Raw genomic sequence first — 25,570 nt, forward strand, 5'->3', positions numbered from 1 at the left:
TCTTATTTTTTAAGTTGCGCAACATCTTTGATTTTGATGTCCGTTCCAAGACGTTGTAAATAAGCAATGATTGCAACAATTTCACGGTCTTTCATCGGAACAAACTTTTCGCCTTTAGCAGCTGCATTTTTCTTACTTTCCTCATAACTTTTCACGAAGTCAGGATCGTTCGTTAAGTTTTTCTCAATCTGTGCTGTTTGTTTCGCAATGTTTTGTTTTGCATTAGCAATATCAGCATCGGTATAAGGAACACCTAATTTTACCATTACACGCATTTTAGCTTCTGTTTTGGAATAATCCATTGGTTCGTTGTCAAACAACCATTTATACCCCGGCATGATAGAACCTGAAGAAGTACTTTGCGGATCCCATAAGTGGTTGAAATGCCAGTTATCTGAATATTTTCCACCCACACGCATTAAATCCGGTCCGGTACGTTTTGATCCCCAAAGGAACGGGTGATCGTAAACATATTCTCCTGATTTTGAGTATTCACCGTAACGTTCCACTTCAGAACGGAAAGGTCTTACCATTTGAGAGTGACAACCCACACAACCTTCACGGATGTACAAATCACGTCCTTCCAATTCTAATGGAGAATATGGTTTTACACTGGAGATTGTAGGAATGTTAGATTTTACAATTAACGTAGGTACAATCTGGATGATTCCACCGATAAGAATTGCAACAGTAGCCAAAACAGTTAATTGGATAGGTTTTCTTTCCAACCAAGTGTGGAATTTTTCACCTTTCAATCGGTTTGGAGCGATTCTTTGTAATTCAGGAGCTTCAGCCAATTCGTCTTCGATCGTTTGACCTTGTCTTACTGTCATTATGATGTTGTACACCAAAACGAACAATCCGATAATAAATAACGTTCCTCCTACTGCACGCATTGCATACATTGGCATAATCGCTGTAACAGTTTCCAGGAAGTTTCCGTATACTAATGAACCGTCTGGATTAAATTGTTTCCACATTTGTGCCTGAGCAAAACCGGCAACGTATAATGGAAGTGCATATAAAATGATTCCTAAAGTTCCAATCCAGAAATGGAAATTGGCTAACTTCAATGAATATAAATTCGTTTTTGTCATTCTTGGAATTAACCAATAAATCATACCAAAAGTCATAAATCCGTTCCAAGCAAGTGCTCCTACGTGAACGTGAGCTACGATCCAGTCGGTAAAGTGTGCAATGGCATTTACGTTTTTAAGTGAAAGCATCGGTCCTTCAAAAGTAGCCATACCATAACCGGTAATTGCTACTACGAAGAATTTCAATACAGGTTCTGTACGTACTTTATCCCAAACACCTCTTAGCGTAAGTAAACCATTAATCATACCACCCCAAGACGGAGCGATTAACATTACTGAGAAAACAACCCCTAAATTTTGTGCCCAATCCGGTAAAGAAGTATATAACAAATGGTGAGGTCCCGCCCAGATGTATAAGAAAATTAACGACCAGAAGTGAACGATGGATAATCTGTAAGAGTAAACAGGACGATTAGCCGCTTTAGGAATAAAGTAATACATTAATCCTAAGAAAGGTGTTGTAAGGAAGAACGCAACTGCATTGTGTCCGTACCACCATTGTACCAAAGCATCCTGAACACCAGCGTATACGGAATAACTTTTCATTCCGTCTACCGGTAACGCTAAACTGTTGAAAATATGCAGAACGGCTACCGTTACAAACGTGGCAATGTAAAACCAAATCGCAACATACAAATGACGCTCTCTACGACGTAAAATCGTCATAATCATATTGATACCAAAAACCACCCAGATAAGTGCAATCGCGATATCAATTGGCCATTCTAATTCGGCATATTCTTTTGATGTTGTGTACCCTAACGGTAACGAAATTGCGGCAGCTACTATAATCAACTGCCATCCCCAGAAATTAATGTTACTTAAAACATCACTGTACATTCTGGTTTTTAACAAACGTTGTAAAGAGTAATAAATACCTGCAAAAATAGCATTTCCCACAAAGGCAAAAATTACTGCATTTGTGTGTAAAGGTCTTAAACGACCGTAGCTTAACCAAGGAATTCCATCTGTTAAGTTCGGAAAAAGATACATGGTTGCCACTAAAAGACCAACGAGCATTCCCACTACTCCAAAAACTATTGAAGCATAGAGGAACTTCTTTACAATTTTGTTATCGTAATAAAATTGTTGCATTTCCATAATTAGTTCTGTTTTTCTATTTGTGTTCTGATTTGTTCTGATTTGTTTGAATTTTTTTTCAATTCATCGTCAAAAAGTATTCTGACCGATGGGGTGTAATCGTCGTCGAACTGACCGCTTTTTACTGCTCTGATAAAAATATACAGAAAGACAGCGGCGACTACGATACTGATGGAGATTAATAGATAAATTACACTCATACCTTAAGTTTATTTGACAAAGTTATCCCAGTATATCCTATTAAAATATGACATTTGTCATACTTAAAATTTTTGTTAAAATATACGATTTTATTTTCATAACACTATGAAAACTAGTTATTTTCTTGCAAAAAAATTACTCATTATTGTAACAAAACTTACAATTGTAACCGTACTTAACGGCATAATGATAGCCGCAACTATGGGTGAAAGGTTTCCGGAAACCGCGAAACTCAGCCCGACAACGTTATAAAGTAATGATAATCCGAAACTCATCATGATCGTTTTCATTGCATTTTTGGAATACTTCATAAAGAAACCGATTTTGGAAAACTGCGAAGCGTCCAGAATACCGTCACAGGCCGGTGAAAACACGTTCACGTTTTCCGAAATGGAAATTCCTATGTTACTTTGGGCCAGAGCCCCCGCATCGTTTAAACCATCGCCAATCATCATTACATTTTTTCCTTCTTTCTGAAGATTTTCGATGTAAGCGAGTTTTTGTTCCGGTTTCTGATTGAACACTAAAGTCGTATTTTGAGGTAACATTTTCTCCAGAATTTTTCGTTCGCCATCGTTATCTCCTGACAACACCACTAAATTGTAATTCTTCGATAAATTCTCAAACAACTGTTCTAAACCTTCACGGTATTGATTATTAAACACATAACTTCCTTTGTAAACACCGTTAATTTCAATGTGGACTTTGGTTTTCTTATGCGTGTTTTCACTCATGTGCTGTAAAAACTGGGACGAACCTATTTTTATCGTATTTCCATCGATTTCCGCAAAAATCCCTTTTCCGATAATTTCTTCAAAATGGGTAGTATCGCTTTTTTCCTGATTCGGAATATAATCGTATAATCGTCTGCTTAAAGGGTGATTGGAACCTCTTAACGTGTTTTTCAACAATTTCAGTTCTGCATCAGTCAAGGCTGTACCTTCGTAGGTAATGGAAGTCTTTTTGTTGGTGGTAATCGTACCGGTTTTATCAAAAACAATGGTATCTACTTTTGCCAATTGTTCAATAACAGTAGCGTTTTTCAGGTAAAATTTCCGACTTCCGACGATTCTCAAAACATTCCCTAACGTAAATGGCGCAGTTAAAGCCAACGCACACGGACAGGCAACAATCAAAATCGCCGTGAAAACATTAAATGCGGTTGTTACATCAATGAAAATCCAATATCCAAATGAAACCACAGCAAGACCTAACAAAGCCGGAGTAAAATAACGACTGATGGTATCGGTTATGGTTTTGTATTTCTGGTCGACTCTTTTCTGAAAAACATCATTACTCCACAATTGCGTCAGATAACTTTGGGAAACCGAATGCAGCACTTCCATTTCTACTTCTCTTCCCAATTGTTTTCCGCCGGCGAATATTTTATCGCCTGATTTTTTTTCGATAGCTTCTGCTTCTCCGGTAACAAAACTGTAATCTAATGATGTTTTTTCTGAAATCAGAATACCATCTACCGGAATCAATTCCTGATTTCGGATTAACAATCGATTTCCTTTTTTAACATCGTATACCTGAATGGCTTCTTCACTTCCGTCGGCATTAATTTTGGTAACCGCTATGGGAAAATAGGATTTGTAATCGCGTTCAAACGAAAGAAAGTTGTAGGTTTTCTGCTGAAACAGCTTTCCGAGTAACATGAAGAATATCAGTCCGCACATACTGTCGAAAAAACCTTGTCCGTACCCAAAAGCGATATCCACCGTACTTCTTACGAACATCACCACAATACCTAAAGCGATTGGGATGTCAATATTCAACATTCGGGATTTGATGCTTTTCCAGGCCGAAACATAATAGCCCCAAGCCGAGTAGAAAAAAGCCGGTAAGGAAAGTGCGAATATCAGCCAACGGAAAAAACCTTTGTATTGTTCAATCCAGAATTCGCCTACTTCAAAATACTCCGGAAACGATAAAAGCATGATATTTCCGAAACAGAAAAACGCGACTCCGATTTTGTAATACAAACTGCGATCGACCGCTTTTTTCTTATTTTCATAATTTTCCAGACTGATGTAAGGCTCATATCCGATGGAACTCATCATCAGAACGATATCTTTCAGATTGGTTTCGTTGGGATTATAAGTAATTCTGACTTTCTTCTCATGAAAATTTACCTGCGAAGCGGCAATTCCTTTTTGAAGTTTGTGTAGATTTTCCAAAATCCAAATACACGAACTACAGTGTATATGAGGAATGTAGAGTGAAACAATATGTGTTGAATCCTCCTGGAAGTCGAGAAGTTTGGAAACGATGTCTTCATTGTCTAAGAAATCATATTTACCTTTAATATCCTGTGGTGTCGCTCCTGGAGCATTTTCGAAATCGTAATAACAGGTTAAATCATTCAGACTGAAAATTTCGTATACGGTTTTACATCCCGCACAACAAAATGATTTCTCATCAAAAATAATTTCATCTGCAACTACAATATCGTTACCACAATGGAAACAATTTTGTGCATTCATAAAAATTTGCTCATTTACCTGGTACAAAGTTTACAATTTAAGTATTTTTAAAATATGATATTTGTCATCCTTTAGTATCTTTGCAAAAACAATCAGAAATAATGGGTAAATGTGATCAATGTATCGTTAGAGAATTCAGTGCCTTAAAAGCATTGAATAAAGATGAATTAGTGAAACTTGCTGATTGTAAAACTTCCTATACCGTAAAAAAAGGGGATATTATTTTTGAAGAAGGTGACACTTTGGATGGTATTTTCTGTATTAAAGACGGTGTTTGCAAACTCACAAAATTAAGTTCCAACGGTAAAGACCAGATTGTAAAACTTGTTACCAAAGGTGAATTATTAGGGCAGCGATCACTAATTAGTGAAGAACCTGCCAATTTAGGAGCTGTTGCATTGGAAGACATGCAGGTTTGTTTCGTTCCTAAAAGTCAGGTTATGGAATTTTTCAATGTGAACAATAAGTTTTCGTTGAATATGATGAAAAATGTTTGCCATGATTTAAAAGAAGCGGATAATGTTTTGGTAAATCTGGCACAAAAAAGTGTAAAAGAACGCCTTGCCGCTACGTTACTTTATCTTCATGATGCTTTTGGTATAAATGAAGATGAATCCCTGAAAATTCAATTATCCAGAGATGAAATATCCAGTATTATCGGAACAGCGACTGAAAGTTGCATTCGTTTGCTTTCGGATTTTAACAAAAATGGCTGGATTGAACTTAACGGAAAAAAAATTATACTGAAAGATAAAAAAGAGCTGCGAAAACTGGCAGAATAAAAAAGGAGCGAAATGCTCCTTTTTTATTCTGGTATCACCGTTGGACCTTCCCATTCAGAAAACCCTCCCATTAAATTGTAAGTGGTTTCAAACCCCATTTGATTCATTATACTGCAGGCTTGCGCGCTTCTTCCTCCCGCCTTGCAATACACATAATAATTTTTGGATCTGTCCAGTTCGTCCACTTTATAAATAAAGCCCTGACCTTTATAAATATCAATATTTATGGCTCCGGGAATCATTCCGTCCAAACATTCATCTTCGGTTCTAACGTCTAAAATTACGGCGTTATCATCTTCCTGAAGTTTGCTTGCCCAATCTTCTTGTGTTAAATTCATAATCGTTGTATTTGAATTCAAATTTAAATAAAAAAAGCGGATAAAATTTGACTTTTATCCGCTTGATTTAAGTTTTAAGACGATTAGTTAATGATTAACTTCTTCGTTGCTTTTTTACCTTCCGACTCAACATTCAATAAATAAATTCCTTTTTCTAATGAATTGAAATTTACTTCCTGATTAAACATTGATCCTGTAGAATTGTAAACTTTATTAAATACGTTTCTTCCTCTGATATCGAATAAGGTAACATTTACTTTTTCTGTGGTATTCAATTGAATGTTAACCGTTCCGGTAGATGGATTTGGCCATACCGTAAATGTTTCAAAATTATTTTCATTGGTTGCCAATGTTCCTTCGATAACAAAATTATCAATGATTACACCTTCTTCCTGAGCCGCTTCATCGGAATGGAAAACAAATCTGAAAATGATATTTGACTGAGGTGTTGCACCGCCATTTCCAAAACTTGCTAAACTATAGCTATATTGACGTTTCTGAGCATTAATTCCTCCGGCCGGATTAGTTAAAGCACCTTCTCCGGTCCATTGCCCACCAATACAGTTAAAACAATCTGTTCCGTTTGGAGTTCTGTTGCTGTTGTACCAGTTAGCCGTTGCACCTGTCCCTAAATTTGACCAGGTTGAACCTCCGTTAGTTGAATATTGCATGTAAACTAAATCCCAATCTGTTTCCAAATCGAATGCCATATCAAATTTTAATATTGGATTCTGAACATTGGATAAATTATAACATTGAGATACCAAATACGATTTAGTAAGATTTGGATACAAACCACTTAAATTAGTTCCATATACTTTAGAATTTCCGGCAACAGTATTGGTTAATTGAGTTCCTGCAGCAGTACCTCTTTGCCAAACATTATTTGCACCTGAATCATCAATAGAAACCAAAACATCAGAATTCGCTTCAAATGTATTAATCTGACCTATTACCCCGGCATCATTAACAATAATTAATGCTGATTTTGTATTGTTTGCTGAATTTCCATCACCTGCCATCGTTGTTGTAACGCTCAATACGTGAGTACCTCTTGACAATGCCCCTAAAGGGAAGGAATAATTTTGATTTTGACAGATGCCTAAATTTCCGTTCCAAACTAAATTTGTAGCTGCACCACCATCAATAGTATAAGAAATATTTACTGTTGTAATTGGTGTTGTTGTACCGGCATTTTCAATTTTAATTATTGGGTTAATTGAAGTACCACAAGCAACATTTAAACTTCCTGTAATGGATTTTAAAGACACATCTGTTGGATATCCAACATACTGTTCTCCAACATTTACTGCATACCAAGCATTAGTTACAGCAATAACTTCAGGACTGTTAGGACAATATAAATCCGTTGCAACTTGCAACGTAGCATTTCTTACGTCCATGTACGTAGAGTTAGGCGTAAGATAATCTCTTTCAGCAAAATAAGCAATTTCAGAAGATTTTGCCATACCGATTCCCGTTACATTATAAGTATCCGGAACAGGTGCATTATTCGTTCCTGATTTACCAGCCGTTAAAATATAGAACCAATGATTCATTACACCACTATTATTGTGAACACCACAATAATCATTACTGCTGCTAGGTGCACAACCTGCTTCATCTCCGGTTGGAGTCCAATATTGTCCTAAATAAGTATCAGGATTTCCATAAGTTCTTGGAGCACTCATCGAACGGAAAGGTGTTCCGGTAGATGATAAATCTTCCGCAATTTTCCAAACATTTGCTACTGGCGTACCTGCCAATGATCCTGTTCTTCCGTAATGCTCTATACAAGCTCCCCAAATGTCAGAATAACCTTCATTGATTCCTCCTGATTGGTTTTGATAAGCTAAATCAGCCGTATAACTACAAATAGCATGACCGATTTCGTGGCCACAAACATCGATTGACGTTAAGATATTAACGGATGTATTACCATCTCCGTAAGACATCACACTACCATTCCAGAAAGCATTAACCAGATTTTGTCCTGTAACCTGACGGTAGTGAACATAACTTTTAATCTGTGCACCATTACCATCAAAGCTGTTTCTTCCGAAAACATTAGACCAGAAATCATAAGTCATTTCTGCTCCCCAGTGTGCATCTAAAGCACCATTGTCTTTATTAATATTGGCAAATTCTGCTGAAGTCCAGTTGTTATCATTGTCCTGAAAATGCGTACTTTGATACGTTGTTGTTTTTTGACAATTGTAGGTTACAATACCATTTCCTCTTGTATTATCCAACAAAACATATTTCCCCAAACCGGTATCAAAAGTGGTTTCAATAGATCTACTTCCACTATAACGGGTTGCAGCTGTTCCTGTAACAAGCGCTTCCATTTTTTGAGCCTGCTCTTTCGTTTCTTCTTTTGAAATTAATCGGTCTGCGTGCTTGATAATCGGGTTTTTATAAAGGATAGTTCCTGTATGCGCATCAACATAAACTTCATCTCTGGAAATAGGATCTAACGTATAAACATCGTATTTATAAGCTAAATTAACTCCTCCTGTTTTCACATTTGGCAAAATCAACAACTCTCCTTCCGGTTTCTTGTAATCCATTAATTGAGCTTGTTCTTGATCTTCCCAAAGGTATTTTTTTGCATTTTTAAATGCAACGGCTTTCTGGAAACCTTGCTCCTTTGATAAGGTTGGAACCACATTCAGATTCGCAACATTGTACAACTCTCCATTAATAGTATAAACTTTTCCTTCGGAACTGTGGGTTATGATTGTTCCGAATTCAACTTTTAATCCATTAAAATACTGTTGGTGTCTTTGGTGAACATTACCGTTTTTGTCTGTACTTTCGTTTTTTGCCTTAAAAGTATAGCCTTTTCCTAATTTATTTTCTTTCAGGAAAACTCCAATAGCTACATCTTTGACAAGCGGATCGGAGAATTTTTTAATTTTTTGGTATGCTTTATCGTCTGAAATCTTCTGATTGTCCTGCGCTTGCAGCGATACAATCATAGTTAATGACAGCGACAATGCTAAAAAATACTTTTTCTTCATTGTAATTGTTAAGTTTGTTAGTTAAGTTAGTTTTTATGGTACGCAATATTAATAAAAATTTAACTTTGTACATGTATTGTTGCTTTTTTTTTATCAAATAAATTTAAAATCAACGCTTTAAAAGTTTATTTAAGAAGTTGTCATTTAAAATTAACAAAATTTTAATACAACATTTGTATATACAATAAAAAACATTACTACATTTGTATCGACAAATTAAAGTACTGATATGAAAATCGAAGAAATCATAAAATCGACAAAAGTATTATCATCGGCAAAGAAGACGGTGCTAAATATTTTTTTTACGCAAAATATTGTTTCCGAGAAATTTGCAGAAGTGTTAAAACCCTATGATTTGTCTGGAGAACAATACAATGTACTGCGTATTTTAAGAGGACAAAACGGAAAACCCACTAACATGTGCGTAATTCAGGAACGCATGTTGGCCAAAACAAGCAACACTACCCGATTAGTAGATAAATTATTATTGAAAGATTTGGTTACCCGCGAAGTTTGTTCGGAAAACAGACGTAAAATGGAAATAACGATAACACAAAAAGGAATGGATTTATTAAACGAACTCGATCCGAAAGTGGAAAATCACGAAAACATGTTCTGCAAAAACCTTACTCAGGACGAACTGGAACAATTAAATTTTTTATTAGAAAAATTCAGAACAATTTAAGTATGAGCAATTTCATAAAACATCAAAACTGGCGTTATGCCACCAAAAAATTCGATGCCACCAAAAAAATTTCAGATCAGGATCTTGAAATTTTAAAAGAAGCAATCCGTTTAAGTTCATCTTCTTACGGACTTCAACCCTACAAAGTTATCATTGTAGAAAACCCGGAATTAAGAGCACAAATTCAACCCGCTGCTTGGGGACAATCTCAAATTGTAGATGCTTCTCATTTGTTTGTCTTTGCCAATATGACAAACTTAGGCGAAAAAGAAATAGACAATTACATTGCAAACATTGCGGAAACAAGAGGAATTCCTGCAGAAAACATTTCAGGTTACGGTGATTTCATGAAATCTAAAATCACAACTTTAACCGAAGATGCAAAAAATAACTGGACTTCCAAACAAACCTATTTGGCATTAGGAAATTTGCTTAATGCTGCGGCCGAATTGCAAATAGATGCTACGCCAATGGAAGGTTTCGAACCGGAAAAAGTGAACGAAATCCTTGGTCTTTCAAAGTTGGGTTTAAATGCATCTTTAATCGCTACTGTAGGGTATCGTCATGAAGAAGACGCTACACAACACAATGTAAAAGTACGCAAATCAAAACAGGAATTATTTATCAATTTATAATCATAAACAATTAAATCAATTAAACTAAAATTAAAATCATGAAACAATTAAAATCAATTGCTTTAGCATTAGTAGTAGCTTTAGGAACTTTATCCGCTACAGCGCAAACAACTAAAAAAGTAGACGCAGCAAAAAGTAAAATCACTTGGCTTGGTAAAAAAGTAACCGGACAACACGAGGGAACAATCGCTCTTAAAGACGGTGCTTTAGTATTCAAAGGAAAAAAATTAGCGGGTGGAAACTTTACAGTAGACATGACTTCAATCACTGTAACTGATTTAGAAGCTGGAAGAGGTAAAGAAAAATTGGAAGGACACTTGAAAGCAGATGATTTCTTCGGTTCTGATAAATTTGCAACTTCTAAATTGGTTTTCAAAACTATTGCTGCAAAATCAAAAGATACTTATACTGTAACTGCTGATTTAACAATCAAAGACATTACAAATCCAATTACTTTTGACATCGTTGTTAACAAAAATGACGCAACTGCTAAATTGATGATTGACAGAACGAAATACGACATCAAATACGGTTCAAAATCTTTCTTTGACGGTATTGGGGACAAAGCAATTTACGACGAATTTGAGTTAAACGTAAACTTGAAATTCTAATTTTCATACTTGCAAAAGCTTTTAAAAAGCCCTGAAAATGAACCTTCAGGGCTTTTTTAAATTAAAATTTGTTTTTCTAAAAAACATTTCTATAACTTTGCAGCATACAAAATAAGAAATGAACAACATTTTAAACAATACTTGGTGGTGGAATAACTTACGTCGAAAATCGTGAGCGAATCCTCCTATCTGTATTTTTAAAACCAAAATAGATAAAAAGGCTTGTCAATCACGACAAGCCTTTTTTTATTGTCCAAACCGAAACAACGTTTTATGAAAAAATATAAATTACATACCCACCACAAACAAATCCTTGCCGACACCATTACGCCGGTGAGCATATATTTGAAAATCCGCGATAAATTCCCAAACAGTCTTTTGCTGGAAAGCAGTGATTATCATGGAAATGACAACAGTTTTTCCTACATCTGCTGTAATCCGATAGCGAGCATTAAAGTTGAAAATGAACTGATTACAACTACATTTCCAGACGGAATTTCGGAGACGGTTGCTATAGAAAAAGAAACCGATATTTCACAAAGTATTCAATCTTTCGGGAATCAGTTTACTTCTGAAAATCAGAATTTCAAATTCATTACTAACGGGTTATTCGGCTATATCAGTTATGATGCCGTACGTTATTTTGAGAAAGTCAGCATCCAAAAAAGAACTTCCGATTTACAAATTCCCGATATTTTTTACGCTGTATATCAGAACATCATTGCAATCAATCATTTCAAAAATGAAGCTTATATTTTCTGCCACAGCATTGACAATCAGAACAATATTTCCGAAATCGAACAACTGATTCAATCTAAAAATTTTACTTCCTACTCGTTTAGCAAAGAAGGTGATTCACTTTCCAATTTATCCGATGATGATTTCAAAACAAATGTCGCTTTAGCCAAAAAACACTGTTTCCGCGGCGATGTCTTTCAATTGGTTTTATCCCGACGTTTTACACAAGGTTTTAAAGGCGATGAATTCAATGTTTACCGAGCATTACGAAGCATCAATCCTTCACCCTATTTGTTCTTTTTCGATTACGGAAATTTCAAAATCATGGGTTCTTCGCCGGAAGCGCAACTGGTCATCAAAAACCGAAAAGCCGAAATTCATCCTATTGCAGGAACATTCAAACGCACTGGAAACGACGAAAAAGATGCGCTGTTAGCCAAACAATTATCCGAAGATCCGAAAGAAAACAGCGAACACGTAATGTTAGTCGATTTGGCACGAAACGATTTGAGTCGGAATGCAAACAAAGTGGAAGTCGAAAACTACCGCGAAGTACAGTTTTTCTCGCACGTTATTCATCTGGTTTCCAAAGTGAGCGGACAAATGCATGAAAAAGCCACCACAATGCAGGTTGTCGCCAATACTTTCCCGGCAGGAACATTATCGGGAGCACCAAAACACAGAGCCATGCAGTTGATTGAAAACCTTGAAAACACCAACCGAAATTTCTACGGCGGTGCCATTGGATTTATGGATTTTGATGGTAATTTTAACCACGCGATTATGATTCGGACCTTTTTAAGTAAAAACCACCAATTGCATTATCAGGCCGGAGCCGGAATTGTTGCCAGTTCCAACGAAGAAAGTGAAATGCAGGAAGTATACAATAAATTAGGCGCGTTGAACAAAGCTTTAGAATTAGCAGAAAGAATTTAGTCACCAATCATAGTTAACAAAAAAATTAGTAACACAGCTACTCAGTAACTCAGCAACTTTACAAAATGAAAAAAATAGTAGTCATAGACAATTACGATAGTTTCACTTATAATTTAGTACATTATCTGGAAGATTTGAATTGCGAGGTAACCGTTTTCCGCAACGACGAATTCTATATTGATGAACTTAAAAAATTTGATAAAATACTGCTTTCACCAGGTCCGGGAATCCCTGACGAAGCCGGTTTACTGAAAGAAGTTATTAAAACCTATGCGCCCATTAAAAGCATTCTAGGCGTTTGTTTGGGCCAGCAAGCGATTGGAGAAGTTTTTGGCGGAAGCCTGACCAACCTTGAAAAAGTGTACCACGGAGTAGCAACTAAAGTCAGAATAACTGTTCCCGATGAAGTACTTTTTAAAGATTTAGCCGATGAAATTGAAGTCGGTCGCTACCATTCCTGGGTAGTAAACCAAGCCGATTTTCCTGAAACACTTGAAATCACTTCCGTGGATGAAAACGGCGAAATCATGTCCCTCCGACATAAAACTTTCGATGTTCGCGGCGTGCAATACCATCCGGAAAGCGTGCTGACACCTCACGGAAAGAAAATCCTCGAAAATTGGCTTAACAGCTAATTAACAAACAATTATATCGAAAACAGCATTCGGTTTTAAGTCTCAAAAACTTGAAGCCAAGCCTAACTTATATCTAATTTAAACGAAATGAAAACAATTTTAAACCGATTGATCCAACACGAAGCGCTTACCAAAGAGGAAGCCAAAACGGTGTTGAAAAACATTTCCAACGGAAGTTATAACCCAAGTCAGATAGCCAGTTTTCTGACCGTATTTATGATGCGAAACATTACCATTGAAGAACTATCAGGTTTCCGTGAAGCCTTACTGGAGCTTTGTATCCCAATTGATTTATCCGATTATGAAACCATCGATTTGTGTGGCACCGGCGGCGATGGAAAAGACACGTTTAACATTTCAACTTTGGCTTCATTTGTAGCGGCCGGAGCGGGAATTCACGTTGCCAAACACGGAAATTACGGTGTTTCTTCCATTTCTGGTTCGAGTAATGTAATGGAAACTTTAGGTATTAAATTCAGTAATGAAGAAGCATTTTTAAAGAGATCCATCGAAGAAACCGGAATTTGCATTCTGCACGCCCCACTCTTCCATCCTGCCATGAAAAATGTGGCGCCTATCCGAAAAGAATTAGCCGTAAAAACCTTCTTTAATATGTTGGGCCCAATGGTTAATCCGAGTTTTCCAAAGCATCAATTGGTGGGAGTTTTCAATCTGGAATTGGCTCGAATGTACGCCTATCTTTATCAGCATACCAAAACAAATTTTACAGTTTTACACAGCTTGGACGGTTATGATGAAATTTCGTTAACCGGAAATACCAAACTCATTTCCAAAAACTTAGAGCAAATCATTAAACCGGAAGATTTCAATGTTTCAAAACTGAACCCATTCGAAATCCAAGGCGGAACCACCATCGAAAAATCGGCAGAAATCTTTCTGAATATTTTAAAAGGAAAAGGAACCGAAGCACAAAATAATGTGGTCTGTGCCAATGCCGGAATGGCGATTGTGACAGTGAAAAACTGCTCGATTTCAGACGGATTTGAATTCGCAAAAGAAAGTCTACTCTCGGGAAAAGCCTTTGAAAAATTAACAAAGTTGCGAGCTATAAGCCGTTAACAAAAACTTTTCAATCTTTCAATCTTTCAATCTTTCAATTATAAAAAAAATGACCATTTTAGATAAAATAATCAACGATAAAAAACGGGAAGTCGAACTCAAAAAGCAGCTAATTCCAATTGCACAACTGGAAAATTCCGTTCTGTTTGGAGCGCGAACCTATTCCCTGAGTAAGAACTTAAGAAACAATCTGGTGGGAATCATCGCAGAACACAAACGTCGTTCGCCTTCAAAATCAGTAATCTGCAATAACTTTTCTGTGGAGGATGTGGTAATAGGATATCAAAACGCCGGCGTTTCAGGAATTTCCGTTTTAACCGATGGAAAATATTTCGGTGGCTCATTAGACGATTTGCTTTTGACCAAAACTTCCGTTAATGTTCCTTTACTCCGAAAAGAATTCATCTTTGACGAATACCAAATTCTCGAAGCCAAAGCGCATGGTGCTGATGCCATCCTGTTGATTGCCGCTGTTTTAACAAGAGAAGAAATCAAACAACTATCCGAATTCGCTCATTCTTTGGGACTTGAAGTTTTATTAGAAGTTCATAATACAGAAGAATTAGACAAAGCCATTATGCCGAGTTTGGACATGATTGGCGTAAACAACCGAAATCTGAAGACCTTTGAAGTCAGTTTGGATTTCAGCAAAGAATTAGCAGAACATATTCCAAACGAATTCGTAAAAATTTCCGAAAGTGGTATCAGTTCAACAGAAGCAATTAATGAACTTCAACCTTATGGTTATCAAGGCTTTTTGATTGGGGAACATTTCATGAAAACTGAAAATCCGGGACAAGCAGCAGCAGCATTCATCAACTCTATATTTGTGAAATCATGAAACTAAAAATCTGCGGAATGAAATACACCGAAAACATACTGGAGGTTGCAACGCTTGAACCCGATTATTTGGGATTCATTTTCTATGAAAAATCACCGCGTTATTGCAACGGAAAATTACCGGAACTGCCAAAATCCATACTGAAAGTCGGCGTTTTCGTGAATGCCGCCATGAATGACATTCTGAAAAAAATCAAGGAATACGATTTACAGGTTGTTCAACTTCACGGCAACGAAACACCTGAAGTCTGCGAAGTATTGAAAATCATCAACGTAGAAGTCATAAAAGTGTTTTCCGTAGCAGATGATTTTGATTTTGAGAAACTTCCTCCTTATGAATCCGTATGCGATTACTTTCTATTCGATACCAAAGGCGAAAATCCTGGCGGTAACGGAACCACTTTCAACTGGGAAATACTGAAAAACTATCCTTCCAAAAAACCATTCTTTCTAAGCGGAGGCATTGGTTTAGAAGAAATTAACAAAATAAAACAATTGGGTTTTCCGATTCATGCGCTCGATGTGAACAGCAAATTCGAAACTGAACCGGGATTAAAAAACACACAACTTTTAAAAGAATTACAAAATGAACTATCAAGTTAACGAAAACGGCTTTTACGGCGACTTTGGTGGCGCTTTCATCCCCGAAATGCTTTATCCGAATGTAGAAGAATTGCGTCAAAATTATTTAAACTATATCAATGATGCTGATTTTCAATCGGAGTTCCAACAATTATTAAAAGATTACGTTGGACGGCCAACACCTCTCTATTTTGCGAAACGTTTATCCGAAAAATACAACACCAAAATCTATCTCAAACGGGAAGATTTATGTCACACCGGAGCCCATAAAATCAACAATACCATCGGACAGATTTTAGTAGCCAAACGATTGGGCAAAACCCGCATCATTGCTGAAACTGGAGCAGGACAACACGGTGTGGCCACGGCAACGGTTTGTGCCTTAATGGGCATGGAGTGTATTGTTTATATGGGTGAAATCGATATTCAACGACAAGCCCCTAACGTAGCGCGAATGAAAATGTTGGGCGCTGAAGTCCGACCTGCCACATCCGGTTCCAAAACCCTGAAAGATGCCACCAACGAAGCCATTCGCGACTGGATTAACAACCCAACCAACACCTATTACATCATCGGTTCCGTGGTCGGGCCGCATCCTTATCCGGATATGGTAGCACGATTTCAGAGTATAATTTCCGATGAAATAAAACAACAATTATTTAAAAAAGAAGGCCGTAAAAGCCCTGATTACGTAATTGCCTGCGTGGGTGGAGGAAGCAATGCAGCCGGAGCTTTTTACCATTTTCTGAACGACGAAAACGTAAAACTAATCGCTGTGGAAGCTGCGGGAAAAGGAATCGATTCGGGCGAAAGTGCGGCGACTTCCGTTTTGGGAAAAATCGGAATTATACACGGAAGTAAAACGCTTTTAATGCAGTCGGAAGACGGTCAAATTACCGAGCCTTATTCCATCTCCGCAGGTTTGGATTACCCGGGAATCGGACCTTTACATGCACATCTTTTTGATACACAAAGAGCTGAATTTATTGCAATTACAGACAACGAAGCCATGCAATCCGGACTGAATTTATGCAATACCGAAGGCATAATTCCCGCTATCGAAAGTGCGCATGCTTTGGCCGTTTTGGAAACACGAAAATTCAAAGAGAACGATATTGTAGTCATCAATTTATCGGGGCGCGGCGACAAGGACCTGAATACGTACATCGACTATTTTAATTTTTAATAGGACGTTACCACAAGGGTCGGGCTATCCGCTGTATCTTTTTATTTGGACATTTCGAGAGCCTCAATGTCCAAATAAAAAGGATGCCGCTCCTATCCCTAACGCAAACAAAACCTGTTTTCATAACACAACTTAATACTGCAAAAACATTTAAAATGAACCGAATAAACCTAAAATTACAAGAAAACAAAAAACTGCTTTCCATCTATTTCACGGCAGGTTTCCCTAACCTCAACGATACGGTTGCTATCATTCAGGAACTTGAAAAAAGCGGCGTCGACATGATCGAAATCGGCTTGCCTTTCAGTGATCCTTTAGCAGACGGGCCGACCATTCAGGAAAGTTCCACCAAAGCTTTGGAAAACGGAATGACCACAAAACTACTGTTTGAACAACTCAAAGACATTCGGAAATCCGTTACAATTCCGTTGCTTATCATGGGTTATTTCAATCCGATTTTACAGTTCGGCGTAGAGCATTTTTGCGAGAAATGTGCCGAAGTGGGTATCGACGGCTTAATCATCCCCGATTTACCATTAACCACTTTTGAAGAGGAATATAAAACGGTTTTTGAACACTATAACTTAAAAAACATCTTCCTGATTACACCACAAACTGCCGAAGAACGCATCCGTAAAATGGATTCGTTATCAGACAGTTTCATCTACATGGTGAGTAGTTCCAGTACAACGGGAAGTCAAAATTCTTTCGGGGATAACCAAAAAAACTATTTCGACCGTATCGCAAAAATGGAACTGAAAAATCCGCAAATTGTAGGTTTTGGTATTTCAGACAAAGCTACTTTTCAACAGGCTATCGAACGTCAAAAAGGAGCAATTATCGGTAGTGATTTTGTGAAATTCATCAGTCAAAACAATATCGCAAATATTCAAAATTACATCAATAATCTATTCATATAAAACATAATAAATAATTAACATTCAATGTTTTAAAAACATATAATAGATTTTAATTATACTTTAAAAAAGATCTTTTTTCCAATAGAACAACGTCAATTTTAGGAACAATTTTGTTCTTAGAAATGGCGTTGTTTATCTGTTAAAAAAATGTTAAATCAAATTTAAACAAACGTTTAATTTAAACAAGCGTTTAATTTTGTATCCGAATTTAAAATCAAATTAAAATGACTGATTTTAACGACAAGCAAATTGAAATTTTACAGGTAGCAGAAAACCTGTTTGCCGAGCAAGGTTTTGACGGAACATCAGTACGTGATATTGCCAAAAGTGCAAACATCAACATCGCGATGATTTCGTATTATTTCGGTTCGAAAGAAAAGCTGTTGGAAGCGTTAATTCTATATCGTATTTCCGACATGCGCCTGCAGATGGAAAACTTGTATCGCGAAGAGCTAACTCCTATTGAAAAAATCGATCGTCTGATTGAATTGTACATTAAGCGTATTCATCAGAACAAAGGCATGTATCAGATTATCCATTTTGAAATTTCTTCAGGAAAACGAATCATTAATTGTGATGCTTTCAACGAAATGAAGAAAAACAATCTGGAGGTTTTAAAAAACATCATCAAAGAAGGACAGGACAAAAATATTTTCAACAAAGACGTGAACGTTGTTTTGCTTCCGACTACCATCATGGGAACCTATTTTCATTTTCAGATGAACAAACCTTTTTTCAAAGATATCCTGAATCTGAATACGCAGGAAGACATCAACAATTATGTCTATAATGAACTGACCATCCACATCAAGCAAACCATTAAAGCCCTTTTAACCTATGAAAAGTAATTCCTTAAGGCTAGGAATCTTCTTCTTGTTTGGTTTTATTTCTGTTCAAGCACAGGAAAAAAAAACCATTACGCTCGAAGAAGCCATCCAACTTTCAGTTACTCAAAGTACTGAAGCCAAACTAGCCGACACCAAAGCCGCTACAAAAGAATTTGAAATGCTTACGGTGAAAAACAAACAATATCCCGATGTAAAAATCAACGGTCAGTTTCAGCGTTTGACCAATGCCGATGTCGATTTTAAACTGGGAAATGCTTCTCAGGGTGGTACTTCCCCCAAAGTTAATCAACTTATGTTAGGAAATGCAATGGCAACTGTTCCATTGTTTGCAGGATTTAAAGTGCAAAACAGCATTAAAGCTTCACAAAGCATGTTTGAAGCCGAAAAATTCAACGCTGCAAATACAAAAGAACAATTAGCCCTGGAAACCGTTAAATTGTATGTTGCCTTATACAAAGCGCAGGAAAGCGAAAAACTGATTCAGGAAAACATCAAACGTGCCGAACAACGTGTAACCGATTTCAAAGCCATGGAGCAAAACGGAATCATTGCGCGAAACGATTTACTGAAAGCACAATTACAGGTTTCCAACTATCAGATCGCCTTAGAAGAAGCTAAGAAAAACAGGAACATCGTAAATTTTCAGTTGGTTACACTTTTAAAACTGCCGGAAGGCACACAAATTATACCGAATTCTGCCCTTTTTGCCCAAAAAACAGAACTGACAATCTCTTCAAATGATATTTCCGGGAGAAATGACTTACTGGCCATTCAATCGCAACAAAAAGCTGCCGAAGCCAATGTGAAAATCGCAAAAGGAAATTACTATCCCGCTTTAAATCTTATGGGCGGTTATATTGCCTTTGATTTACAAAATGTGGTTACGGTAACCAATGCGATGAATTTTGGAGTCGGACTTTCCTATGATGTAACTTCCCTTTTCAAAAACGGAAAAGACGTTAAAGCCGCAAAAAGCAAAGCCAAAGAAGCAGAACAATCGTTGGAAATCATGACGGATCAGGCCAAAATTCAAATGCAGCAGGCGAATGAAAATTATCTGCTGGCACAGAAACAAAATAAAGTATATCAGGAAGCGGTAACACAAGCTTCTGAAAATTTCAGAATTGTAAAAGATAAATATGACAATGGTTTATCCGACACCAACGATCTTCTTGATGCCGATGTACAGCAATTGCAGTCCAAAATCAATGAAGCGTATTCCAAAGCAGATATCGTTCAGAAATATTACGAAGTGTTAGCAGCTTCCGGAAAATTAACCTCATCATCAACCAAAAACTAATCTAATTTCATTCATCATGGAAAAGAAACCCGCAAATAAAAAATTCATATTCATAATCAGCTCTTTAGTTATCTTAGGAATTGTTTACGGAACCTTCAAATACCTACACGGACAAGCGCATGAAGAAACCGATGACGCTCAGATTGAACAAAGCATGAACCCAATTATCCCTCGCGTGGCGGGTTATGTAACAAAAGTGTACATAAAAGATAACGACTTCGTTAAAAAAGGTGACACGCTTTTGGTTATCGACAACCGTGATTTTTTGGTAAAAGTGGAAGAAGCCAAAGCTGCTCTTGCAGCTGCAGAAAATTCACTGGAAGTTTCAAAGGCCGATGTAGGTGCAACCTCTGCAAACATTTCAATTTCAGAAGCTACAATTCAATCCAACTCAGGAAGTATTGAAGCAGCGAAAATCCGTTTAGGAAGAGCTACAAACGATTTTGAACGTTATGCGAATCTGTACAAAAATCACTCGATTACCAAACAGCAATACGAACAGGCATTGGCTGCGAAACAAGAAGCAGAAAAACAAGTGGAAATTTTACAGCAACAACGTAATGCAAATATCCATCAGCGTGAGGCTGTAGCTTCAAAAACTAATGTGGCTTCCAAACAAACCGGTGTCGCAGCAGCAAACATCAAGCGTGCTCAGGCAGTTTTGGATGCTGCTCAATTAAATTTAAGCTATACGGTTATTACTGCTTCTCTTGATGGTCAGGTTTCCAGTGTGGATGTTATGGCCGGACAAATGGTGCAACCCGGACAGTCGTTATTTTACATCGTAAGTAATACTGATACTTGGGTGGTGGCAAATTTCAAAGAAACTCAATTGAATAAAATGCGTGCAGGACAAAAAGTAACACTAAAAGTAGATGCTTATCCTGATACTAAATTTGAAGGTGAAGTAAACTCTTTCTCTCCTGCAACAGGTTCCCGTTTCTCAATTTTGCCTCCGGACAATGCAACCGGTAACTTCGTTAAAACAATCCAACGCTTACCTGTTAAAATTAAACTGACGGCTAACAATGATGCTGAAAAAGTAAAATTACTACGTCCGGGAATGAATGTAGAAGTAGATGTACATGTAAAATAATATGGCAACAACACAACCAGATGATTTGGTGGAATATGGCTTTCGCAGAGTCATTATAACAATTACAGCGGTACTTTGTGCGCTGCTCGAAATTGTAGATACCACCATTGTAAACGTAGCGCTTAACGACATGCGCGGAAGTTTGGGAGCAACCCTAACCGATGTCGCGTGGGTAATCACGGCTTATGCGATTGCCAATGTAATTATCATTCCGATGACGAGTTGGTTATCGCAACAATTCGGACGAAGAAACTATTTTGCCGCTTCCATTATTATATTCACCGTTTCATCTTTCCTTTGCGGAAATGCGTCTAACATCTGGGAGCTGGTATTTTTCCGTTTCATACAAGGTATGGGAGGCGGTGCACTTTTGGTAACGGCACAAACCATTATTACCGAAAGTTATCCTGCAGCAAAACGCGGAATGGCTCAGGCCATTTACGGAATGGGTGTAATTGTTGGGCCGACTTTAGGTCCGCCGTTAGGAGGTTATCTTGTACACAATTATTCTTGGCCGTATATCTTTTACATCAACATTCCGTTGGGAATTATAGCAACGATTCTAACACTTTATTTTGTAAAAAGTCCGAAATACGGCGAAAAATTAAAAGCACATCAGGTGGATTGGTGGGGAATCGTATTCCTTGCATCCTTTATCGGTTCGCTGCAATTTGTATTGGAACACGGGCAACAGGATGATTGGTTCGAAAACAATACTATTATCGCTTTATCCTTGTTGTCATTTTTCGGATTGATTTTCTTTATCTGGCGACAGCTGACATACAAATATCCGATAGTAAATCTTAGGGTTTTAAACGATCAGAACCTGCGTATCGGAACGATTATGTGTTTCATTTTAGGATTTGGATTGTACGGTTCAACCTTTATCATTCCAATCTATACACAGGCCATTTTAGGTTGGACCGCTTTAGACGCCGGATTGCTTCTGATTCCAAGTTCTATCATGACCGGAATCATGATGCCGTTTATCGGTAAGTTAATCCAACGCGGAGTGCCACAAGCGTATATGGTTGCAGTTGGTTTCGCCGTGTTCTTCGGATTTACGTTTTGGATGTACAGTATAATGACTCCCGATACCGGCGGAGAATATATGTTTTGGCCTTTAATCCTTCGTGGAATTGGTCTAGGTTTGTTGTTCGTTCCCATTACGACTTTGGCGTTATCAACGTTAAACGGAAAAGAAATCGGAGAAGGAGCTGCTTTTACCGGAATGATGCGTCAATTGGGAGGTTCATTCGGAATTGCCATTATCACCACTTTCATTTCGCGATTCAGTCAGGAACATCGGGTAAATTTGATTGCGCATTTGGATTCGACAAAGTTTGAAGTCCAACAACGGATTCAACAACTGCAAATGGGTTTTATGTCGAAAGGTTTCAGCGCAAGCGAAGCATTGGATAAAGCGCATAAAGCCATTGAACTTTCCGTAATCAAACAAAGTACGGTACTTTCTTACATGGATGTTTTCATGTACTTGGGAATCATGTTTCTTATCTGTATTCCGTTTGTACTGTTAATCAAACGAGGTTCCGGAAAGAAAGTAGATTTATCGAATGTTCATTAATTTAAACATAGTTGTTAATTGATTGAAAACTCTGAACGTAATTGTTTCAGAGTTTTTTTATGATTTTTTCGCTTGGTCGTCTATTTTTTCATTTAATCGATTTTTAATAACATAATGAAAAATTAACCCAAATTTAAAATATATTTGATTGATTCATAATCAGTTACAAAGTATTAACCAAACACTTCTTCACCATGGGCATATTTACAAACGGCGACAAAAGGATTCTAAAGGAATTTTTGCAAAAAAGTGAACACAACTGTCACGACATCGAAAAAGAGATTGACGAGTTTTTAGTAGACCTACAATCGGAATACGAAGAAAACAGTTATGTATTGAACGAATTCTCTGAATTTGTAAACGAATTACGTGGTAAACTTCAACCTTCCGATGCAAATAAATTAATGGAGTTTTCTTCCCGCTTAGGCAGAGTAAAACGTTGCGCCAGAAAAGGTGTTGAAGCACTGCGTGAATTATCACGTGACCAACGTAAAATGACCCGGGATACCTTCCGAGATTATGAAGAATATTTACACTTAGGTTAATTAACGGGTGAAAACCAACGTATTTCCTTTACTTAAATTTTCATCAAATGTATAACCCTCGTAATTGAAACCTTTCAATTCTTCGAGGGTTTCTGCATTTGTATCAATAATGTAACGCACCATCATGCCTCTGGCTTTCTTGGCAAAGAAACTGATCATCTTAAGTTTTCCGTCTTTGTAATCTTTAAATTCCGGAGTAATTACAGGAACTTTCAACGCTTTTACATCAACTGCCGAAAAATATTCATTGCTGGCCAAATTGACAAACAAATCACCTTTTTTCAATTCTTTGTTTAACTCTTTCGTAATTTTTGCTTTCCAGAACTCATAAAGGTTTTTGTTTTTACCGATTGGCAATTGCGTTCCCATTTCCAAACGATACGGCTGCATTAAATCCAACGGCTTCAACAATCCGTACAAACCCGAAAGTATGCGGAGTTTATCCTGCAAAACTTCTAATTTCTCTACTGGAAGAGTATATACATCCAAACCATGATATACATCGCCGTTAAAAGCATAAACCGCAGGACGCGCATTTTCAGGATTAAAAGGTATTGCCCATTCCTGATTGCGTTGCCAGTTCAAATCGGCTAACTTATCTGAGATGTCCATTAGTTCCATCAACTGTTTGGTTTTTTTTTTCTTCAGAACTTTGTGTACCGAATTGGCTTCTTTCAGAAAACAAGCTTCAGTATATTGTGTTGTTGGCAATTCTTTTTCAAAATCCAATGACTTAGCTGGAGAAATAACGATTTTCATTGTTTGTTTTTTAATGGTTTTCAAAAGTACAAATTCCTATGTTAAAACCATATACGACAAAATCGATTCTGCAGATTTTGGTATTGAAAATAATTATGACATCAAAACAAAACCCTGAGCTTTCACTCAGGGTTTGTTGTTATTTAGAATTTCGATTCTGTTTTAAATTCCGGCAATCTGTTTTAACTCATTAACAAAACGTTCCGCTAAAACATCGGCTGCATTTTGCGTTGGTGCTTCGGTATAAATACGGATAATTGGTTCGGTATTTGATTTTCGTAAATGTACCCATTCCGTTGGGAAATCGATTTTCACTCCATCAATCGTTGAAATATTTTCAGATGCGTATTTTTCGGTCATTGCTTTTAAAACAGCTTCCACATCAATTTGCGGAGTCAGTTCGATTTTATTCTTGCTCATAAAATATTGCGGATAAGACGCTCTTAACTCAGCTACTGTCATATCCATATTGGCCAAATGCGTAAGGAACAAAGCAACACCCACTAATGAATCACGTCCGTAATGACTTTCCGGATAAATGATTCCGCCGTTTCCTTCACCTCCGATAATCGCGTGTGTCGATTTCATCAGTTCTACCACATTTACTTCACCTACGGCACTGGCCTGATAACTTCCGGTATGTTTTTCAGTAATATCTCTTAATGCTCTGGATGATGACATATTGGAAACTGTGTTCCCTGGAGTTTTGCTCAAAACATAATCGGCAACAGCCACTAATGTATATTCTTCGCCGAACATTTCACCATCGTTGGAAATAAACGCTAAACGGTCTACATCCGGATCGACAACAATTCCAAAATCGGCTTCTTCTTTTACTACCAATTGACAGATATCACCTAAATGTTCTTTTAATGGCTCCGGATTGTGTGGAAAATGACCGTTAGGTTCGCAGTACAATTTCACTACTTCAACGCCCATTTGTTCCAACAATTTCGGAATAATAACACCACCCGAAGAATTCACTCCGTCAACCACAACCTTGAACTTTCTTTTGGCAACTGCATCAGCATCTACCAAAGGTAAATTCAGCACCTCATCAATGTGAATGTCCATGTATGCATCATTTTCAGTAACGGTACCTAAACTGTCCACGTCGGAAAAATCAAAAGCTTCGGCTTCTGCAATTTCAAGGATTTTCGCTCCGTCCGCTCCGTTTAAAAACTCTCCTTTTGCATTCAGCAATTTCAGCGCATTCCATTGTTTCGGATTGTGGGAAGCCGTCAGAATAATTCCACCATCTGCTTTTTCCATCGGAACGGCTACTTCTACCGTTGGTGTGGTCGACAAACCTAAATCGATTACGTCAATGCCTAAACCAACAAGTGTATTAACTACCAAATTGTGAATCATCGGACCGGAAATTCGGGCATCACGACCAATTACAACGGTTAGTTTTTCTTTCCAACTGTTTTGTTTTAAAAAAGTTCCGTAAGCCGATGCGAATTTCACTGCATCAACAGGTGTTAGGTTATCCCCTACTTTACCGCCAATAGTACCACGGATTCCGGAGATTGATTTTATTAAAGTCATATGAATT

At 37.3% G+C, this 25,570-nt stretch carries 23 protein-coding genes; 16 read left to right on the plus strand and 7 right to left on the minus strand.

The window, feature by feature from the left end; genetic code table 11:
* Positions 1-2 precede the first annotated feature (2 nt).
* The 3 genes from ccoN to FCR2A7T_RS12420 all read right to left on the minus strand — a co-directional run bounded on the left by ccoN (position 3) and on the right by FCR2A7T_RS12420 (position 4,888).
* Positions 3-2,198: a cytochrome-c oxidase, cbb3-type subunit I gene (gene ccoN, locus FCR2A7T_RS12410; RefSeq protein WP_023571647.1), complete on the minus strand. Its 2,196-nt coding sequence runs from the start codon at positions 2,196-2,198 to the stop codon at positions 3-5.
* Between the two features lie 2 nt (positions 2,199-2,200).
* The gene (gene ccoS, locus FCR2A7T_RS12415; RefSeq protein ID WP_023571648.1) at positions 2,201-2,398 is read right to left on the minus strand and encodes a cbb3-type cytochrome oxidase assembly protein CcoS; all 198 of its coding nucleotides are present in this window, start codon (positions 2,396-2,398) and stop codon (positions 2,201-2,203) included.
* Positions 2,399-2,515: 117 nt separating this feature from the next.
* A complete protein-coding gene (locus FCR2A7T_RS12420; RefSeq protein WP_023571649.1) occupies positions 2,516-4,888 on the minus strand; it encodes a heavy metal translocating P-type ATPase metal-binding domain-containing protein in 2,373 nt (790 codons plus the stop codon).
* Between the two features lie 101 nt (positions 4,889-4,989).
* Between FCR2A7T_RS12420 and FCR2A7T_RS12425 the strand changes: the two genes are divergently transcribed.
* A complete protein-coding gene (locus FCR2A7T_RS12425) occupies positions 4,990-5,670 on the plus strand; it encodes a Crp/Fnr family transcriptional regulator (protein WP_023571650.1) in 681 nt (226 codons plus the stop codon).
* 23 nt (positions 5,671-5,693) lie between these two features.
* On the opposite strand, the gene FCR2A7T_RS12430 is transcribed toward FCR2A7T_RS12425, so the two are convergent.
* Together FCR2A7T_RS12430 and FCR2A7T_RS14870 are read right to left on the minus strand one after the other, a co-directional pair.
* Positions 5,694-6,008 (minus strand): rhodanese-like domain-containing protein, encoded by a 315-nt coding sequence (locus FCR2A7T_RS12430; protein ID WP_023571651.1) that lies wholly within the window; start codon positions 6,006-6,008, stop codon positions 5,694-5,696.
* Positions 6,009-6,091: 83 nt separating this feature from the next.
* Entirely contained in the window at positions 6,092-9,031 is a 2,940-nt protein-coding gene (locus FCR2A7T_RS14870; protein WP_023571652.1) for a M4 family metallopeptidase, read from the minus strand.
* 229 nt (positions 9,032-9,260) lie between these two features.
* Between FCR2A7T_RS14870 and FCR2A7T_RS12440 the strand changes: the two genes are divergently transcribed.
* From FCR2A7T_RS12440 to FCR2A7T_RS12510, 15 genes are all read left to right on the plus strand, one after another.
* Complete coding sequence (locus FCR2A7T_RS12440) at positions 9,261-9,716, plus strand: MarR family winged helix-turn-helix transcriptional regulator (protein WP_023571653.1); 456 nt, start codon at positions 9,261-9,263, stop codon at positions 9,714-9,716.
* A 2-nt stretch (positions 9,717-9,718) separates the two neighbouring features.
* A complete protein-coding gene (locus FCR2A7T_RS12445) occupies positions 9,719-10,351 on the plus strand; it encodes an NAD(P)H-dependent oxidoreductase (protein WP_023571654.1) in 633 nt (210 codons plus the stop codon).
* Positions 10,352-10,389: 38 nt separating this feature from the next.
* Entirely contained in the window at positions 10,390-10,962 is a 573-nt protein-coding gene (locus FCR2A7T_RS12450) for a YceI family protein (protein ID WP_023571655.1), read from the plus strand.
* Positions 10,963-11,235: 273 nt separating this feature from the next.
* On the plus strand, positions 11,236-12,636 hold the full coding sequence (locus FCR2A7T_RS12455) for an anthranilate synthase component I family protein (protein ID WP_035118410.1): 1,401 nt from the start codon (positions 11,236-11,238) through the stop codon (positions 12,634-12,636).
* Between the two features lie 65 nt (positions 12,637-12,701).
* A complete protein-coding gene (locus FCR2A7T_RS12460; RefSeq protein WP_023571657.1) occupies positions 12,702-13,271 on the plus strand; it encodes an anthranilate synthase component II in 570 nt (189 codons plus the stop codon).
* 87 nt (positions 13,272-13,358) lie between these two features.
* On the plus strand, positions 13,359-14,351 hold the full coding sequence (gene trpD, locus FCR2A7T_RS12465; RefSeq protein ID WP_023571658.1) for an anthranilate phosphoribosyltransferase: 993 nt from the start codon (positions 13,359-13,361) through the stop codon (positions 14,349-14,351).
* A 49-nt stretch (positions 14,352-14,400) separates the two neighbouring features.
* The gene (gene trpC, locus FCR2A7T_RS12470; protein WP_023571659.1) at positions 14,401-15,192 is read left to right on the plus strand and encodes an indole-3-glycerol phosphate synthase TrpC; all 792 of its coding nucleotides are present in this window, start codon (positions 14,401-14,403) and stop codon (positions 15,190-15,192) included.
* Entirely contained in the window at positions 15,189-15,794 is a 606-nt protein-coding gene (locus FCR2A7T_RS12475) for a phosphoribosylanthranilate isomerase (protein ID WP_035118412.1), read from the plus strand. Before trpC ends, FCR2A7T_RS12475 begins: the two co-directional genes overlap by 4 nt.
* The gene (gene trpB, locus FCR2A7T_RS12480; protein ID WP_035118415.1) at positions 15,778-16,959 is read left to right on the plus strand and encodes a tryptophan synthase subunit beta; all 1,182 of its coding nucleotides are present in this window, start codon (positions 15,778-15,780) and stop codon (positions 16,957-16,959) included. The genes FCR2A7T_RS12475 and trpB overlap by 17 nt, the downstream gene beginning before the upstream one ends.
* Before the next feature lie 155 nt (positions 16,960-17,114).
* Positions 17,115-17,879, plus strand: coding sequence for a tryptophan synthase subunit alpha (gene trpA, locus FCR2A7T_RS12485; RefSeq protein ID WP_023571662.1), 765 nt, complete (start codon positions 17,115-17,117; stop codon positions 17,877-17,879).
* 224 nt (positions 17,880-18,103) lie between these two features.
* The gene (locus tag FCR2A7T_RS12490; RefSeq protein ID WP_023571663.1) at positions 18,104-18,727 is read left to right on the plus strand and encodes a TetR/AcrR family transcriptional regulator; all 624 of its coding nucleotides are present in this window, start codon (positions 18,104-18,106) and stop codon (positions 18,725-18,727) included.
* On the plus strand, positions 18,717-20,027 hold the full coding sequence (locus tag FCR2A7T_RS12495) for a TolC family protein (protein ID WP_035118418.1): 1,311 nt from the start codon (positions 18,717-18,719) through the stop codon (positions 20,025-20,027). The genes FCR2A7T_RS12490 and FCR2A7T_RS12495 overlap by 11 nt, the downstream gene beginning before the upstream one ends.
* Positions 20,028-20,043: 16 nt before the next feature.
* Positions 20,044-21,123 (plus strand): HlyD family secretion protein, encoded by a 1,080-nt coding sequence (locus tag FCR2A7T_RS12500; RefSeq protein WP_023571665.1) that lies wholly within the window; start codon positions 20,044-20,046, stop codon positions 21,121-21,123.
* Between the two features lies 1 nt (position 21,124).
* Positions 21,125-22,708 (plus strand): MDR family MFS transporter, encoded by a 1,584-nt coding sequence (locus tag FCR2A7T_RS12505; protein WP_023571666.1) that lies wholly within the window; start codon positions 21,125-21,127, stop codon positions 22,706-22,708.
* Positions 22,709-22,902: 194 nt separating this feature from the next.
* Positions 22,903-23,253 (plus strand): hypothetical protein, encoded by a 351-nt coding sequence (locus FCR2A7T_RS12510; RefSeq protein ID WP_035118421.1) that lies wholly within the window; start codon positions 22,903-22,905, stop codon positions 23,251-23,253.
* On the opposite strand, the gene yaaA is transcribed toward FCR2A7T_RS12510, so the two are convergent.
* Positions 23,254-24,012 (minus strand): peroxide stress protein YaaA, encoded by a 759-nt coding sequence (yaaA, locus tag FCR2A7T_RS12515; RefSeq protein WP_023571668.1) that lies wholly within the window; start codon positions 24,010-24,012, stop codon positions 23,254-23,256.
* Positions 24,013-24,174: 162 nt separating this feature from the next.
* The gene (glmM, locus tag FCR2A7T_RS12520; RefSeq protein ID WP_023571669.1) at positions 24,175-25,563 is read right to left on the minus strand and encodes a phosphoglucosamine mutase; all 1,389 of its coding nucleotides are present in this window, start codon (positions 25,561-25,563) and stop codon (positions 24,175-24,177) included.
* Between the last annotated feature and the right edge of the window lie 7 nt (positions 25,564-25,570).

This window comes from Flavobacterium cauense R2A-7, from assembly GCF_000498475.1.
Lineage (GTDB): Bacteria > Bacteroidota > Bacteroidia > Flavobacteriales > Flavobacteriaceae > Flavobacterium > Flavobacterium cauense.